At 72.2% G+C, this 15101-nt stretch carries 14 protein-coding genes and 1 riboswitch; of the genes, 3 read left to right on the forward strand and 11 right to left on the reverse strand.

Annotated features, from left to right (window positions below; all coding sequences use genetic code 11):
• Window positions 1–54: 54 nt before the first annotated feature.
• Together BFF77_RS02305 and BFF77_RS02310 are read left to right on the forward strand one after the other, a co-directional pair.
• Window positions 55–684 carry a uridine kinase family protein gene (locus BFF77_RS02305; RefSeq protein ID WP_066943259.1) on the forward strand — a complete coding sequence of 210 codons (630 nt, stop codon included), beginning with the start codon at window positions 55–57 and terminating at the stop codon, window positions 682–684.
• 366 nt (window positions 685–1050) lie between these two features.
• Complete coding sequence (locus BFF77_RS02310; protein WP_066943261.1) at window positions 1051–2961, forward strand: AAA family ATPase; 1911 nt, start codon at window positions 1051–1053, stop codon at window positions 2959–2961.
• 206 nt (window positions 2962–3167) lie between these two features.
• Here the strand turns inward: BFF77_RS02310 and BFF77_RS02315 are convergent, their stop codons facing one another.
• From BFF77_RS02315 to BFF77_RS02365, 11 genes are all read right to left on the reverse strand, one after another.
• Window positions 3168–4265, reverse strand: a complete 1098-nt coding sequence (locus BFF77_RS02315) for a hemolysin family protein (RefSeq protein WP_066943264.1) — start codon at window positions 4263–4265, stop codon at window positions 3168–3170.
• Window positions 4262–5686: a hemolysin family protein gene (locus BFF77_RS02320; protein ID WP_079124755.1), complete on the reverse strand. Its 1425-nt coding sequence runs from the start codon at window positions 5684–5686 to the stop codon at window positions 4262–4264. The genes BFF77_RS02315 and BFF77_RS02320 overlap by 4 nt, the downstream gene beginning before the upstream one ends.
• Before the next feature lie 231 nt (window positions 5687–5917).
• Window positions 5918–6436 carry a PH domain-containing protein gene (locus BFF77_RS02325; RefSeq protein ID WP_079124756.1) on the reverse strand — a complete coding sequence of 173 codons (519 nt, stop codon included), beginning with the start codon at window positions 6434–6436 and terminating at the stop codon, window positions 5918–5920.
• Window positions 6437–6499: 63 nt separating this feature from the next.
• Window positions 6500–7348 (reverse strand): ATP phosphoribosyltransferase, encoded by an 849-nt coding sequence (hisG, locus tag BFF77_RS02330; protein ID WP_066943266.1) that lies wholly within the window; start codon window positions 7346–7348, stop codon window positions 6500–6502.
• Between the two features lie 46 nt (window positions 7349–7394).
• Complete coding sequence (locus tag BFF77_RS02335; RefSeq protein WP_066943268.1) at window positions 7395–7667, reverse strand: phosphoribosyl-ATP diphosphatase; 273 nt, start codon at window positions 7665–7667, stop codon at window positions 7395–7397.
• Window positions 7668–7701: 34 nt separating this feature from the next.
• Entirely contained in the window at window positions 7702–8187 is a 486-nt protein-coding gene (gene ribH / locus BFF77_RS02340; RefSeq protein WP_066943270.1) for a 6,7-dimethyl-8-ribityllumazine synthase, read from the reverse strand.
• Window positions 8188–8256: 69 nt separating this feature from the next.
• Window positions 8257–9615 carry a bifunctional 3,4-dihydroxy-2-butanone-4-phosphate synthase/GTP cyclohydrolase II gene (locus BFF77_RS02345; protein ID WP_079124757.1) on the reverse strand — a complete coding sequence of 453 codons (1359 nt, stop codon included), beginning with the start codon at window positions 9613–9615 and terminating at the stop codon, window positions 8257–8259.
• Complete coding sequence (locus tag BFF77_RS02350) at window positions 9612–10262, reverse strand: nicotinamide mononucleotide transporter family protein (RefSeq protein WP_066943272.1); 651 nt, start codon at window positions 10260–10262, stop codon at window positions 9612–9614. Before BFF77_RS02350 ends, BFF77_RS02345 begins: the two co-directional genes overlap by 4 nt.
• On the reverse strand, window positions 10259–10891 hold the full coding sequence (locus tag BFF77_RS02355; protein ID WP_066943274.1) for a riboflavin synthase: 633 nt from the start codon (window positions 10889–10891) through the stop codon (window positions 10259–10261). Before BFF77_RS02355 ends, BFF77_RS02350 begins: the two co-directional genes overlap by 4 nt.
• Entirely contained in the window at window positions 10892–12052 is a 1161-nt protein-coding gene (gene ribD, locus BFF77_RS02360) for a bifunctional diaminohydroxyphosphoribosylaminopyrimidine deaminase/5-amino-6-(5-phosphoribosylamino)uracil reductase RibD (RefSeq protein WP_079124758.1), read from the reverse strand.
• 163 nt (window positions 12053–12215) lie between these two features.
• Window positions 12216–12346: riboswitch (FMN riboswitch) on the reverse strand.
• A gap of 179 nt (window positions 12347–12525) precedes the next feature.
• Window positions 12526–13773 (reverse strand): ROK family transcriptional regulator, encoded by a 1248-nt coding sequence (locus BFF77_RS02365; RefSeq protein ID WP_066943276.1) that lies wholly within the window; start codon window positions 13771–13773, stop codon window positions 12526–12528.
• A gap of 139 nt (window positions 13774–13912) precedes the next feature.
• Here BFF77_RS02365 and BFF77_RS02370 point away from each other — a divergent pair.
• The coding region (locus BFF77_RS02370) for an MFS transporter (protein WP_066943277.1) at window positions 13913–15101 on the forward strand (1189 nt) is incomplete at its 3' end.

Here is a 15101-nt window from a genome sequence, read left to right on the forward strand (position 1 = left end):
GACCAATATTGGTCTCCACCACTGGCGTGACCTGGGACCTCGTAGGGTGGGCGGATGACCGACCTGACCGAGGCCGCCGCCCTCCTGCGCGCCCTGCCGCCCTCCTGCGGGCCCGTCCGGCTGATCGCCGTCGACGGCCACGCGGGGTCCGGCAAGAGCACCTTCGCCGGGCGCCTCGCGGCGGCGCTCGGCGGCGCGCCCGTACTGCGTCTGGACGATCTGGCCTCGCACGAGGAGCTGTTCGCGTGGACGGAGCGGCTGACGGCACGGATCATCGAGCCGCTCACGCGGGGCGCGACGGCGCACTACGAGGCGTACGACTGGACGCTGCGGCGCTTCACCGAGCCGCGCGCGCTGCGCCCCGATCCTGTCGTACTGATCGAGGGCGTGGGAGCCGGGCGCCGGGCGCTGCGGCCGTATCTCGCCCGGCTGCTCTGGATGGACCGGCGCGCCGAGGAGTCCTGGGAGCGGGGGCGGCGGCGCGACGGCCCCGGGCTGTCCGAATTCTGGGACGGTTGGACAACGGCGGAGACTCGCCATTTCCTGGCGGACCCGTCCCGGCCCTTCGCGAACGCGCTGGTGCGGGAGGTGCGAGAGGGATATGTGATGCTCCCGGGGCCCGTTTCGACCGCTATCCAGGACCGGACCATCACCCACGGTGATCACTTTCGGCCGCCATACTGAGCAGTCGGAAATCGACCCCGGACGAGTGTCCAACTGCGCTTGACCGAGGGGCCGGACAGGTCTTACGTTCTCAATGTGCGGCTTTTCGGAGTCGCCGCAGACGCGAAGCCCCCGGTTGTTCCCCCGTGATCGGGGGCTTCGTTCTGCCCTCCTCGCCGGTTTCCGGCTGTCCCGCCTCCCCGCCCGCTCACCCTCGGTCACCACGGTGGCCTCTGAGTGGTGCCCTTAGTCGCACACCCTCTGCGCAGGTACGATGCCTCTCGGTACGGTCAATTCCCGTCTGCCAGAGGGTGGTTCAGCACGCTGCCGACGGGCGCCCGCCCGGCGGGACAATCCGGGAGCAGGGTTTGTTGTGGGGGAAGCCTGATGGAGAGCGGCAGCGGCATCGGCACACAGGGCGGCGGCGCCGCTCCCGCCGACCTCGCCTGGGCGCGCGGCGTGGACGCGTACACGATGGGGGCCTATCCCCAGGCCGAGGAGGAGTTCAGGACCGCCGTACGGCTCGATCCCGGGATGGCCGACGGCTGGCTCGGGCTGCACGCGCTGCGCGTCGACACCACCACCGCGCTGCTGCACATGTACCGCCACCGCGACCGCTTCGGCGAGCAGCGCGCCCGCCATCGCCGTACGCTCAACTCATGGTACTGGCTGGGCTGGTGGGTCCAGCCCGTGCTGGAGAACGGGCGTGACCTGCTGCTCGCCCACGCCTCGCACTGGCTGGACGGCCGGCACGTACCGGAGCTGGACCGGGCGCTGGCCGGACTGCCGCCCGTGGACGCCGATCCCCAGGTGCGGTTCCTGCACGCCTGCCGCGCCTATCTGGTCAAGGACTGGGACCAGCTCGTTCGCCACACCGAGCCGCTCGTCAACGATCCGCTGCTGGGCATCGAGGCGGGCCTCTTCGGCGGGATGGCCCGGGTCCGGCTGGAGATGTACGGACAGGCCCTGCCGCTGCTGTCCACCGCGCTGATGCGCTGCCGCAGCGAGCAGCCGCAGCGCAAGGAGCTGCGGTACTGGCTGGCCCGCGCCCACGAGGGCACCGGGCGCAGCGCCGCCGCCTTACCTCTCTACCGGGCCGTGCACCGGCTCGATCCGGCGTTCATGGACACGGCGGCCCGGCTGGCCGCGATCACCGACTTCGACGGCTACGAAGGACCGGACGACCCGGTGGGACTGGCCTCGGTGGCGCTGACGGGCTTCGGCCAGGACGCGGCGGACGCGCAGGGCGAGGGCGAGGAGCCCACCGGCTCGGACGTGCTGCTCGGACGGGAGACCCCTGCCGCGATGGGCGGTTCGGTCCCGGCGCCGTCGCCGCCGCGCGACGACGTACGGGAGAAGGTACCGCCGCCCACCCAGGCGGCCCAGCCGAGGTTCCCGGAGGGCCCGACCGATCCGGCACTGCTCGCCGAGGCGCTGGCCGAGCTGGAGCGGATGGTCGGTCTGGAGCCGGTGAAACGCCAGGTCAAGGCGATCTCCGCGCAGCTCAAGATGGCCCGCCTGCGGGCAGGGGAGGGCCTGCCCGTCCAGCCGCCGAAACGTCACTTTGTCTTCTCCGGCCCCTCCGGCACCGGCAAGACCACCGTCGCGCGCATCCTCGGACGGATCTTCTACGCCCTCGGGCTGCTCGGCGGCGACCATCTTGTCGAGGCCCAGCGGGCTGATCTGGTGGGCGAGTTCCTGGGGCAGACCGCGGTCAAGGCGAACGAGCTGATCGACTCCGCGATCGGCGGGGTGCTCTTCGTCGACGAGGCGTACAGCCTCTCCAACTCCGGATACACCAAGGGCGACGCGTACGGCGACGAGGCCCTCCAGGTGCTGCTGAAGCGCGCCGAGGACAACCGGGACCACCTCGTGGTCATCCTGGCGGGTTACCCGGAGGGCATGGACCGGCTGCTCGCCACCAACCCGGGCCTGTCCTCCCGTTTCACCAGCCGTGTCGACTTTCCCAGCTACCGTCCGCTGGAGCTGACCGCCATCGGCCGCGTGCTGGCCGCGGAGAACGGCGACCTGTGGGACGAGGAGTCCGTGGACGAGCTGCTGTCGATCAGCGGCCATGTCGTCGACCAGGGCTGGATCGACGAGCTGGGCAACGGCCGCTTCGTGCGCACGCTGTACGAGAAGAGCTGCGCGTACCGGGATCTGCGCCTCTCGGGCTACACCGGCACCCCTACCCGCGACGACCTGGCCACGCTGCGGCTGCCGGACCTGATGCAGGCGTACGGAGAGGTGCTCTCGGGACGCGGCACGACGCCCCCGGGAGGCACGTCTCCCGGCTAGGGCCGCGCGGCGTGCGCCTGGCGGCGCGGGGGCCGGTGGCGGGTACGGGTGCCGGGCGCCTGTCCAGCCCGTCCGGCGATGAGGACGGAACGGCCCGCCCGGTGCCGGGCTCCCCGACGGTCGGGACGCCCGGCCGCGGGCCGTGTTTCCAGCCCGTCCGGCGATGGAGGACCGGACCCGGCGGACGGGCCCCCGCCGGGAGGCCGTCAGTGGGTGAGGACCTGCGGCTGGTCCGTGCGCTGGCCGCCTACCGTCGGTCCCTTCTGCGCGCGTTCACGGTGGGACGGGTCCCGTACCTCGCCCACCAGCTTCTCCAGCACGTCCTCCAGCGCCACCAGGCCGAGCACCCGTCCGGACGCGTCCGCGACCTGGGCGAGATGGGTGGCCGCGCGGCGCATGACGGTGAGCGCGTCGTCCAGGGGGAGCTCCGCCCGCAGCGTCGCCATCGGGCGCCACACGTGCTGCGGCACGGCGCGCTCCCCGGCCTCCAGATCGAGCACGTCCTTCACATGCAGATAGCCCATGAAGACGCCGCCGCTCTCCGCGCAGACCGGGAAACGCGAGTAGCCGGTGCGCACGGTCAGCTCCTCGATCTGGCGCGGGGTGACCGCGGGCGTCACCGTCACCAGTGAGGCGTGCGGGAGCAGTACATCGGTGACCGGGCGGCTGCCCAGTTCCAGCGCGTCCTCCAGCCGCTCCTGCGCCTCGGGTTCCAGCAGGCCCGCCTGGCCCGAGTCCTCGACCAGCCGGTTGAGCTGCTCGCTGGTGAAGACGGCCTCCACCTCGTCCTTGGGCTCGACCCGGAAGGCCCGCAGCACCAGCCGGGCACAGGCGCCGAGCCCGGCGGTCACCGGGCGGCAGAGCCGGGCGAAGCCGACCAACGCCGGGCTGAACCAGAGCGCGGCCTTCTCCGGCGCGGCCATGGCGAGGTTCTTCGGCACCATCTCGCCGATGACCAGATGCAGCGAGACGACCAGCGCCAGGGCGATCACATAGCCCAGCGGATGGATCAGGCCCTCGGGCACCCGGGCCGCGTGGAAGACGGGCTCCAGCAGCTGTGCCACGGTCGGTTCCGCGACCGCGCCGAGCGTCAGGGAGCAGACGGTGATGCCGAACTGGGCGGCTGCCATCATCTGCGGCAGATTCTCCAGGCCGTGCAGCACCTGCCTGGCGCGCGCGGAGCCGCGCGCGGCGTGCGGTTCGATCTGGCTGCGGCGTACGGAGACGAGGGCGAACTCCGCGCCGACGAAGAAGCCGTTGGCCAGGACCAGCACCAGGGCGAAGACGAGTTGCAGGGCGCTCATCGGGCGCCCTCCGCCATCGCGGGGGCGCCGGCCGGTATGTCGGCCACCGTCACGGACGGCACGTCCGCCGTGGGCGCGGGCGGCGCGTACACCGTGGTGCCCGGCGGCGCGTCGGTCGTGCGTACCAGCCGGACCCGTTCGGCCCGGTAGCGGTCCACCTGGCGCACCGACAGCCGCCAGCCCGGCAGCTCCGCCCTGTCGCCGGGGGCCGGGATGCGTCCCAGCAGATCGGCGACCAGGCCGGCCAGGGTCTCGTACGGCCCGTCGGGTACGTCCAGCCCGATCCGCCGCAGCGTGGGGACGCGGGCGCTGCCGTCCGCGTCCCAGGCCGGGCGGCCGTCCTCGGAGGCGACAGGAGCCAGTTCCGGCCGGCCGTCGCCCTCGGCGTCGTGCTCGTCGCGCACCTCGCCGACCAGCTCCTCGATGATGTCCTCCAGCGTGACGACACCGGCCGTACCGCCGTACTCGTCCACCACGACGGCTATCGGCTGCTCGCTGCGCAGCCGCTCCAGGAGCTGCTGCACGGGCAGGGTCTCGGGTACCAGCAGCGCCGGTACGGCGATCTCTCCGGCCGGCGTGCGCAGCCGGTCCTCCACGGGCACGGCGAGCGCGTCCTTGAGATGCACCATGCCGACGATCTCGTCGATGCGCTCCCGGTAGACGGGGAACCGGGACAGACCGGTGGCACGGGTGAGGTTGAGGACGTCCGCCGCGGTGGCGTCGCTCTGGAGTGCGCTCACCTTCACCCGGGGCGTCATGACGTGCTGCGCGGTGAGCCGTCCGAGCGAGAGCGTCCGTACGAACAGGTCCGCGGTGTCCTGTTCGAGGGTGCCCGCGCGGGCGGAGTGGCGGGCCAGGGAGACGAGTTCGCCGGGAGTGCGGGCCGAGGCGAGTTCCTCGGTCGGCTCCACGCCGAGCACCCGGACCAGCCGGTTGGCGACGGTGTTGAGCAGGGAGATCACCGGCCGGAACACGGAGGCGAAGAGATACTGCGGGCCCGCCACGAACCGGGCGACCTGGAGCGGCCGGGAGACCGCCCAGTTCTTCGGTACGAGTTCGCCGATCACCATCTGGACGGCGGAGGCGAGCAGCATCCCGATCACCACGGCGACACCGGAGACGGCGCCTTCGGGCAGTCCGGTCGCCAGGAGCGGCCCGTCGAGCAGCCCGGCGAGCGCCGGCTCGGCGAGCATGCCGACGACGAGCGAGGTGATGGTGATGCCGAGCTGGGTGCCGGAGAGCTGGAAGGACAGCTCCCGCAGGGATCTGACGACGGCGCGGGCCCGGCGGTCACCGAGGGCGGCGGCGCGCTCGGCGTCCGGGCGGTCCACCGTGACCAGGCCGAATTCGGCGGCCACGAAGAAGCCGTTGGCGAGGATCAGAAGGAACGCTGCGGCGAGCAGCAGAAGGGGGATGGTCATGCCGCCGCCTCTTCAAGGGGGGCGGCGCAGGTACTACCGGACGATCCGTCCATTGCTGGAGGGAGTCACTCCTCGGGTCGCAGGTGCCCCACGGGCCGACACGGCCGTGAAATGCGGGGCGGGGGCGCACTGGGCGCCTCCGCCACCAGAGTAATCAAGAGAGGGCGTGCGGGGGCAGTGGCGTACGGCGCAGCGGCGCGCCCGCGGACGGCCCGGCTCCGCCGCGCGGGCTCACTTCTTCTCCGTACCGGTGCCGTGCGACTCGGCCAGGGCGCGCAGGGCGCGGGCGTCCCGGATGGCGTGATCCTTGGCGATACCGGGCTGAATGCCCAGCACGGGCAGGCTGCTGCCGTCGCTCAGGTCGAGGAAGACCCAGGGGTCGCCGGAACGCAGATTGACCCGGAGGATCTCGGCCCACTCCAGTCGGCGCGTACGGGTGAGATTGACCACGGTCACTCCGGTGGCGTCCGCAACGACCTTGGGACGGCTGAGCATCGCCAGTACGCCGAGGAAGATCAGGGCCGTCAGGACGAAGCTCGCCCGCTCCCCCGGGCCCAGCTTCTCCAGCAGCAGGGCGACCAGCGTGATGACGGTGAACATGACCACCCCCACGGTCAGCAGGACGATCCGGGTCCTGGTCGGCCGGAAGGTGACCGGGAGGACGGGCTCCGTGGCCCCGGGCCGGGGACGGCCCGGGGCCGGCGCGCCGGACGGATCGGACGGATCGGACTGGGGCGCGGGAGCGGACATCGGTTCCTGGTCTTCCCGTGGTGGCGTCGGAGGGGCGTCGGAGCGGCTTGGCAGGCGCTGACGTCAGAGACGGCAGGCGTGGATCGCCGTGGTCAGAATGGCACGGGCGCCCAGTTCGTACAGATCGTCCATGATCCGCTGCGCCTCCTTGGCCGGGACCATCGCGCGGACGGCGACCCAGCCCTCGTTGTGCAGCGGGGAGACGGTCGGCGACTCCAGGCCCGGCGTGAGGGCGACGGCCCGCTCCAGGTGCTCGGCGCGGCAGTCGTAGTCCATCATCACGTACGTACGGGCCACCAGGACGCCCTGGAGCCTGCGCAGGAACTGCTGCACCTTGGGCTCGTTCGCGCCCGCGCCGGTACGCCGGATGACCACGGCCTCGGACGTCATGATCGGTTCGCCGACCACTTCGAGGCCGGCGTTCCGCAGGGAGGTGCCGGTCTCCACCACGTCGGCGACGACCTGGGCGACACCCAGTTCGATGGCGGTCTCCACCGCGCCGTCGAGGTGCACGACGGAGGCGTCGACGCCGTTGTCCGCGAGGTGCTTGGCGACGATGCCCTCGTAGGAGGTGGCCACGGTCATCCCGCCGAACCCCTCGACACCGGCCGCCGTGCCCGGCTTGGTGGCGTACCGGAAGGTGGAGCGCGCGAAGCCGAGCGGAAGGATCTCTTCCGCGTTGGCCCCGGAGTCCAGCAGCAGATCACGGCCGGTGATGCCGATGTCGAGCCGGCCGGAGCTCACATAGATCGCGATGTCCCGGGGCCGGAGGTAGAAGAACTCCACCTCGTTGTCCGGGTCGACCAGGACGAGTTCCTTGGACTCCTTGCGCTGCTGATAACCGGCCTCATGGAGCATCGCCGACGCAGGTCCGGACAGTGAACCCTTGTTGGGAATGGCGATGCGCAGCATGACGGCGGATTCCTTTGTGCGAAGGGATGGTTGTGCTCGGAGCCGGTCAGAGATGGGCGTAGACGTCGTCGAGGGAGATTCCGCGCGCGACCATCATCACCTGGATGTGGTAGAGGAGCTGCGAGATCTCCTCGGCGGCGGCTTCCTTGCCCTCGTACTCGGCGGCCATCCACACCTCGGCCGCCTCCTCGACGACCTTCTTGCCGATGGCGTGAACGCCCTTGTCCACCAGTTCGGCGGTACGGGAGGTCGCGGGGTCGCCGGTGGCGGCCTTCTGCTGAAGCTCGGTGAAGAGCTCCTCGAACGTCTTCTTGGACATGGTGGGAGTCACTTTACGCGGCCCGTGGAGGCCCTCAGCGCCAGGGCTCGGCGAGGGCGCGCAGGGTGGCCGCGGTGGCGACGGCGGCGGTGACCGCCTCATGGCCCTTGTCCTCGCGCGAGCCCTCCAGCCCGGCCCGGTCGAGAGCCTGTTCCTCGGTGTCGCAGGTCAGTACGCCGAAGCCGACGGGCACTCCGGTGTCGACGGAGACCTGGGTGAGGCCCTGGGTGACGCCCTGGCACACGTACTCGAAGTGGGGGGTACCGCCCCGGATGACGACACCGAGGGCGACGACCGCGTCGTAGCCGTGTCCGGCGAGCACCTTGGCGGCGACGGGCAGTTCGAAGCTGCCCGGGACTCGCAGGAGGGTCGGCTCGTCGATGCCGAGCTCCCCGAGGGCGCGCAGGGCGCCGTCGACGAGGCCGTCCATGATCTTCTCGTGCCACTGTGCCGCGATCACGGCGACCCGGAGGTCTCCGCCGTTCTTCACACTCAGTTCGGGTGCGCCCTTGCCGCTCACGTCTCTCCTTGAGGCTGTGCGTATTTGCCGGTCGTTGGATGTGCGTCGGTGCGGGAGCCGCTCGGGCTCCTACTGGTTGCCGCAGGCGGACGCGCCGACGGCGGCGTCGAGCCAGGGCAGGTCGTGTCCCATCCGGTCGCGCTTGGTGCGCAGATAGCGGAGGTTGTGCTCGCCCGCCTGGACGGGCATCGGCTCGCGTCCGGTGACCCGGAGTCCGTGGCGGACCAGCGCGGCGGTCTTGTCCGGGTTGTTGGTCATCAGCCGCAGACTGCGCACGCCGAGGTCGTCGAGGATCCGCGCGCCCGCCGCGTAGTCACGGGCGTCGGCGGGCAGGCCGAGTTCCAGATTGGCGTCGAGGGTGTCCCGGCCGCGCTCCTGGAGTTCGTACGCGCGCAGCTTGGAGAGCAGCCCGATGCCCCGGCCCTCGTGACCGCGCAGATAGACGACGATGCCGCGCCCGGCCTCGGTGACGCGCTCCATGGACGCCTGGAGCTGAGGGCCGCAGTCGCAGCGCAGCGAGGAGAAGATGTCACCGGTGAGGCACTCGGAGTGGACGCGTACGAGCATGTCCTCGCCGTCGCCGATGTCCCCGTGGACGAGGGCGACATGCTCGACGCCGTCGACGGTGGAGCGGTAGCCGTACGCCGTGAACTCGCCGAAGGCCGTGGGCAGCCGGACCTCGGCCGCGCGGTGGACGGTCGGCTCGGTGGTGCGGCGGTGGGCGATCAGATCCTCGATCGAGATGATCGTCAGACCGTGCTTGCGCGCGAACGGGATCAGCTCGGGCAGCCGCAGCATCACCCCGTCCTCGCCGGCGATCTCCACGATCGCGCCGGCCGGACGCAGTCCCGCGAGCCGGGCCAGGTCGACGGCCGCCTCGGTGTGGCCGTTCCGTACGAGCACACCGCCCGGCTTGGCGCGGAGCGGGAAGACATGGCCCGGCCTGACGAAGTCGCCGGGCTCGGTGTCGCCGGCGGCGAGCAGGCGGAGCGTGGTGGCCCGGTCGGCGGCGGAGATCCCGGTGGTGACGCCGTGGACGGGCGCCGCGTCCACGGAGACCGTGAAGGCGGTGCGCATCGACTCCGTGTTGTGGTCGACCATCTGCGGGAGTTCGAGCCGGTCCAGCTCCGGCCCCTCCATCGGGGCGCAGATCAGTCCGCGGCACTCGCTCATCATGAAGGCGACGATCTCGGGCGTGGCCTTCTCGGCGGCGATGACGAGGTCGCCCTCGTTCTCGCGGTCCTCGTCGTCCACGACCACGACCGGCCGGCCGGCCGCTATGTCGCGGATGGCCTGCTCCACCGGGTCGAGGGAGAGGTCCTCGGCATTGTCCGCGGAGTACCAGACGGGCGGAGTGGCGGAGTGCGGCGCCTCGTTGAGGGCGGTGACGGCTGCCGGGCGGGAGGTCGCCGACGGGTGGGTGGTCATGCTGCTGCTCCTTCCAGGGACGGGGCGCCGGCGCGGGAGCGCAGCCACCAGTCACGCATTCCCCACAGGACGAGGACGAGGTAGATCACATAGACGAGGCCGGAGAAGGCGAGTCCGCTGCTGAACGCGAGCGGTACGCCGACGACGTCGACGAGCAGCCAGGCGAACCAGAACTCGACGAGCCCGCGCGCCTGGGCGACCATCGCCGCGAGCGTGCCGACGAAGATGTACGCGTCGGGCCAGGGGTTCCAGGACAGTGCCGGGAAGGCGGCGAAGAGGCCGCCGACGGCGAGGGTGCCCAGCGCCGTACCGCCGAGGAGCGCGGCGCGCTCGGTCCGGCTCGCGAACCGTACGGCGACGGAGCCGTCCCGGGCCTGTCCCGTACCGCGCTGCCACTGGCGCCAGCCCCACACCGCGACCCCGATGACCAGCAGCTGCTTGCCGACGCCACCGCCGAGTTCGGCCGAGGCATAGGCGCCGACGAGGATGATCCCGGAGAGCAACTGGGCGGGCCAGGTCCAGATCGAGCGCCGCCAGCCGAGCGCGAGCGCGGCCAGCCCGATGGTGTTGCCGATCATGTCGGACCACAGGATGTGCTGGCCGAAGGCCGTGAATGCCTCACCGTTCAGCCAGGACAGCGCGCTCACAGGACGGGCTCCTCGGCCTCGGCCCCGGCCCCGGCGCCCGTTCCCGCGCCGAGCAGCCGCTCGACGTACTTCGCGATGACGTCGACTTCGAGGTTGACCGGGTCACCGGGCGCCTTGATGCCGAGCGTGGTCAGGGCGAGCGTGGTGGGGATGAGGCTGATGGTGAAGTAGTCGGGTCCGGCGTCCACGACCGTGAGGCTGACCCCGTCGACGGTGACCGAGCCCTTCTCGACCACATAGCGCGCCAGCGTGGCGGGCAGCGAGATCTTGACGATCTCCCAGTGCTCGGACGGCTCGCGCTCGACGATGGTGCCGGTGCCGTCCACATGTCCCTGGACGATATGGCCGCCGAGCCGGCCGCCGACCGCCATGGGACGCTCCAGATTGACCCGGGAGCCGGTCTTCAGGGCCCCGAGGCTGGACCGCTTCAGGGTCTCGGCCATCACGTCCGCGGTGAACTCGCCGTCGCCGAGGTCCACGACCGTGAGACAGACTCCGTTGACGGCGATCGAGTCGCCGTGCCTGGCGCCCTCGGTGACGACGGGGCCGCGGAGGCGGAAGCGTGAGGAGTCGCCGAGGTTCTCGACGGCAGTGACCTCACCCAGTTCTTCGACGATTCCGGTGAACACTCAACGCTCCTTCGTGGTGGTGGTGCCCTGGACGGCGGGTACGGGGGCGGCTGCGGGGCGGGCCGTGGCGGGTACGGGCGCGGTCACCGGTTCCGGGACCGCGGTGATCCGCAGATCGGGACCGATCCGTACGCTCTCCGTCATCCGCAGTCGCAACGCCTCGGCGATGGTGGTGATTCCGGCGTCGGCGAGGGCGGCGGGACCCGCGCCGAGGAGGACGGGGGCGAGATAGCCGACGACCTTGTCGACCGCTCCGGCGGCGACGAAGGAGCCGGCCAGGACCGGACCGCCTTCGAGCAGTACGGAGCGGACGCCGCGTTCGTACAGGGCCGCGAGCAGGGCGGGGATGTCCAGACCGCCGCGTACGCCGCGCGGCAGCCGTACGACCTCGGGGAGATGGCCGGCGTCCGTGAGATCGGCGTCCTCGGCGACGGCGATGAGGGTGGGCGCGGCGCCGTCCAGGATCCGGGCGCCGGGCCGTACGGCGGTGGCCTCCGTGTCGACCACCACCCGCAGCGGCTGGACGGCGCCCTCGATGTCCCGTACCGCGAGATGCGGATCGTCGGTACGCGCGGTGCCCGAGCCGACCACGACCGCGTCGGCCTCGGCGCGCAGCCGGTGGACATCGGCGCGGGACTCGGCGGAGGTGATCCAGCGGCTGGTGGAGTCGGCGGCGGCGATCCGGCCGTCGAGTGTGGCCGCGTACTTCCACAGGACATGGGGCCGGCCGCGCCGTACGGAGGTGAGCCAGGCGGCATTGCCCGCCTCGGCCTCTTCGGCGAGCAGCCCCTGCTCGACGGTGATCCCGGCCGCGCGCAGCGTCTCCGCCCCGCCGGTGGCCCGTGGATTCGGATCGGCCACCGCGTAGCTGACCCGGGCGACACCGGCCTCGACGAGCGCCCGCGAGCACGGGCCGGTACGGCCGGTGTGATCGCAGGGTTCGAGCGTGACGTACGCCGTGCCGCCGCGCGCCCGTTCGCCCGCAGCGCGCAGGGCGTGGATCTCGGCGTGCGGTCCGCCCGCGCGCCGGTGGTGTCCCTCACCGGCGGGGCGTCCGGCGGCGTCGAGGATCAGGCATCCGACCACGGGATTGGGGCTGGTGGAACCGAGCCCGCGCGCGGCCAGCGCGACGGCCCGACGCATGGCGTCGGCATCTGTCATGGCCTGGGCTTCGGTGGCCACCGGGTCCTCCTGCCTCTTCGGGCACGGACTCCGGGGCCTGTCGATGACGACAGAGAAGCGGGAACGCGTACGGGGACGCCGAGGCCGGTGGTCCGGATCGTCCGAGGACGACCCGCCGACGGCGGCGTACCGTGACGGCCCGCCGCGCACTGCCTCCCATCCGGACTTTCACCGTCGGTCCAGGAATTTCACCTGATCAACCGGCCGCTGGCTGCGGACGGGTCGCGGACTGTTACCGCCGGTTCGGAATTACACCGACCCCGGAGTGCGCTGCTTCTGGTACGCGACCAGTGTGCCACGCCCGCTCGTCGGCCATCCGGGCGATATCTGTGGCCTGTCTCACAGGCACGGGAGCCGTCTCATATTCCGGGCACAGGTCCCGTCCGGGTCGATCGGCACCGGCGGGCCGCTCCGCCGGGCGCGGACCGGACCGAATCACCCCGGCTCGGGGGTCAGTTCGGTTCCGGGGCGAACAGCTCGTCCTGGGCGGCGTCGCGTGCCGTCAGCAGGGCGCCCCGCAGCACGGCCGTACCACCCAGGGTCCCGGCTCTGACCTCCGTGTGCAGCGGCGACATCGCCGCCAGCCGGGCCTCGACCCGGGCCGCCAGCGCCGGGCCGCCCGCGTGGCCGACCTCGCCCGCCAGCACGATCCGGCCGGGATCGAGCACCGCGCCGACCGCCGCCGCGCCGACCGCCAGCCGGTCGGCCAGCACACCCAGAAACGTGTCGGCGGCCTTGTACCCCGGCGTGGCCGCGCCCCTCTCCTCCGACGCGCCCCTTCCCTCCGCCGTACCCGCCGTGCCCACCGTCTCGACGGCCGCGCGCACAAGGGCCGCGGCGGGCGGTTCCTGCGCCGCGGCGAGCGCCGAGACGCCGTACTCCTCGGCGAGTTCGGCGATCCCCGCCGAGCCGACGAGGCTGTGGAAGCCGCCCTCGCAGCCGAGCGCGGACGGCAGCCGCGAGGTGCCGGGCACGGGCAGGAAACCGATCTCGCCCGCACCGCCGGAGGCGCCTCTGCGCAGCTTGCCGTCGAGCACGACGGCCGCGCCCACGCCGTGGCCGAGCCAGAGCAGTACGAACGTGTCCTGGCCGCGGGCCGCGCCGAGACGCTGCTCCGCGAGCGCGGCGAGATTGGTCTCGTTCTCCACCAGAACGGTGGCCGGCAGCCGCTCATGGAGCGCGGCGACGAGCCTTCGGTGCCAGGCGGGCAGTCCGGTGGTGTCACGGAGCTCGCCGGTGCCCGGCGTGACCAGGCCGGGCGCGCCGATGCCCACGCTGTGCAGCCGTAGCGCGCCGGCCTCCTCGGCCGTACGTTCCAGCAGCGCCGCCGCCCGTTCGACGGCGGCCTCCGTGGCCGTGTCGCTGCCGATGGGCAGATCGGCCTCGGCGAGAGTCGCGCCGAGCAGATCCGCGACGACGACGGCGACGCTGTGCGTCCGTACGTCGAGGGCCGCGAGATGGGCCAGGTCGGCGACGATCCCGTACAGCCGGGCGTTGGGCCCCCGGCGCCGGTCACCGGTCTCGCCGACGACCCGGACCAGCCCCGCGTCCTGGAGCCGCTCCACCAGATCGGCGACGCTGGGACGGGAGAGTCCGGTCAGCGCCTTGAGCTGTCCTGCCGTCAACGGGCCCTCCTGCTGGAGCAGTCGCAGGGCGAGCCGGTCGTTGATGGCCCGTGCGGTACTCGGGGATGCGGCCATGCCGGAATCCTTCCAGATCGCGAGGGCCCTAAATTCTCTATTTATCAGGCAGGGTTCCTGATAGTTTACTCCGGCACCGAGCACCGGTGTGTCCGCGGTGCGTCGGAGGACGGCACCTCACAGGAGGGGGCAGGACAGGATGTCGACCGAAGTGGTCTACGACAAAGGGAGGTTGCGGCGCGCGCGGATCGCCGTCGCCGCCGTCTTCTGTGTGCACGGCGCGGTCACCGGCAGCTTCGCCACCCGTATTCCCTGGATCCAGGATCACGCGGGCGTCAGCGCGGGTCAGCTCGGTCTCGCGCTCGCCTTTCCCGCGATCGGCGCCTCGGTCGCGATGCCCCTGGCCGGTACGGTCAGCCATCGCTTCGGGGCGCGCACCGCGCTGCGCGGACTGCTCGCCCTGTGGACCCTGGCGCTGACCCTGCCGGCGCTGGCGCCGAATCTTCCCGCCCTGTGCGTCACCCTGTTCCTCTTCGGCGCGACCGCGGGCATGTCGGACGTGGCGATGAACGCGCTCGGGGTGGAGGTCGAGAACCGTCTCGACAAGTCGATCATGTCCGGCCTGCACGGGATGTGGAGCACGGGCGCGCTGATCGGCTCGGCGGCAGGCACCCTCGCCGCGCATCTCGGCACCGACGCGCGGCTGCACCATCTCCTCGCCGCGGCCGTGCTCACCGTACTGGGCCTGGTCCTCTGCCAGGGCGTACTGGATCTGCGCAGCGCACCCGACGAGGAGCCGCCGCCGCGGTTCGCGCTGCCACCGCGGTCCGCGGTGGTCATCGGGGCGATCGGTTTCTGCGCGGTCTTCGCGGAGGGCGCGAGCATGGACTGGTCGGCGGTCTATCTGCGCGACGTGCTGGACACCTCGCCCGGTCTCGCGGCGGCCTCGACCACGGCCTTCGCCCTGACCATGGCCGTCGCGCGGCTCGCGGGCGACAAGGTGATCGACCGGTTCGGCGCGGTGCGCACGGTGCGGACCGGCGGGGTGCTGGCCGCGGCGGGCGGACTGCTGGTCGTCGTCGCGCCCCGTCCGGCGCTCGCCATGGGCGGCTTCGGGCTGCTCGGGCTCGGTGTGGCGGTGGTCGTACCGCTCGCCTTCGCGGCGGCGGGGCGCGCGGGCCCGAACCCGAGCCAGGCCATCGCGGGCGTCGCGACCATCACCTACACCTCGGGGCTGATCGCGCCCTCGGCGATCGGCGCGGTGGCCGACGCGACGTCGCTGGTGGTGTCGTTCGGACTGGTGACGCTGCTGGCGTGCGGGCTGGTGGTCGGGGCGGGAGTACTCCGGCCGGGTGACCGGCGATCGACCGGGGCCGGGGCGGAGGTCG

The sequence above is a fragment of the Streptomyces lushanensis genome, assembly GCF_001700515.1.
Lineage (GTDB): Bacteria > Actinomycetota > Actinomycetes > Streptomycetales > Streptomycetaceae > Streptomyces > Streptomyces lushanensis.

Coding starts and splice junctions, on each gene's coding strand:
- BFF77_RS02320 (WP_079124755.1), bottom strand. CDS start 5,686: ATGACCATCCCCCTTCTGCTGCTCGCCGCAGCGTTCCTTCTGATCCTC.
- BFF77_RS02365 (WP_066943276.1), bottom strand. CDS start 13,773: ATGGCCGCATCCCCGAGTACCGCACGGGCCATCAACGACCGGCTCGCC.
- BFF77_RS02305 (WP_066943259.1), top strand. CDS start 55: ATGACCGACCTGACCGAGGCCGCCGCCCTCCTGCGCGCCCTGCCGCCC.
- BFF77_RS02315 (WP_066943264.1), bottom strand. CDS start 4,265: ATGAGCGCCCTGCAACTCGTCTTCGCCCTGGTGCTGGTCCTGGCCAAC.
- BFF77_RS02310 (WP_066943261.1), top strand. CDS start 1,051: ATGGAGAGCGGCAGCGGCATCGGCACACAGGGCGGCGGCGCCGCTCCC.
- BFF77_RS02335 (WP_066943268.1), bottom strand. CDS start 7,667: ATGTCCAAGAAGACGTTCGAGGAGCTCTTCACCGAGCTTCAGCAGAAG.
- BFF77_RS02345 (WP_079124757.1), bottom strand. CDS start 9,615: ATGACCACCCACCCGTCGGCGACCTCCCGCCCGGCAGCCGTCACCGCC.
- ribD (WP_079124758.1), bottom strand. CDS start 12,052: ATGACAGATGCCGACGCCATGCGTCGGGCCGTCGCGCTGGCCGCGCGC.
- hisG (WP_066943266.1), bottom strand. CDS start 7,348: ATGCTGCGCATCGCCATTCCCAACAAGGGTTCACTGTCCGGACCTGCG.
- BFF77_RS02325 (WP_079124756.1), bottom strand. CDS start 6,436: ATGTCCGCTCCCGCGCCCCAGTCCGATCCGTCCGATCCGTCCGGCGCG.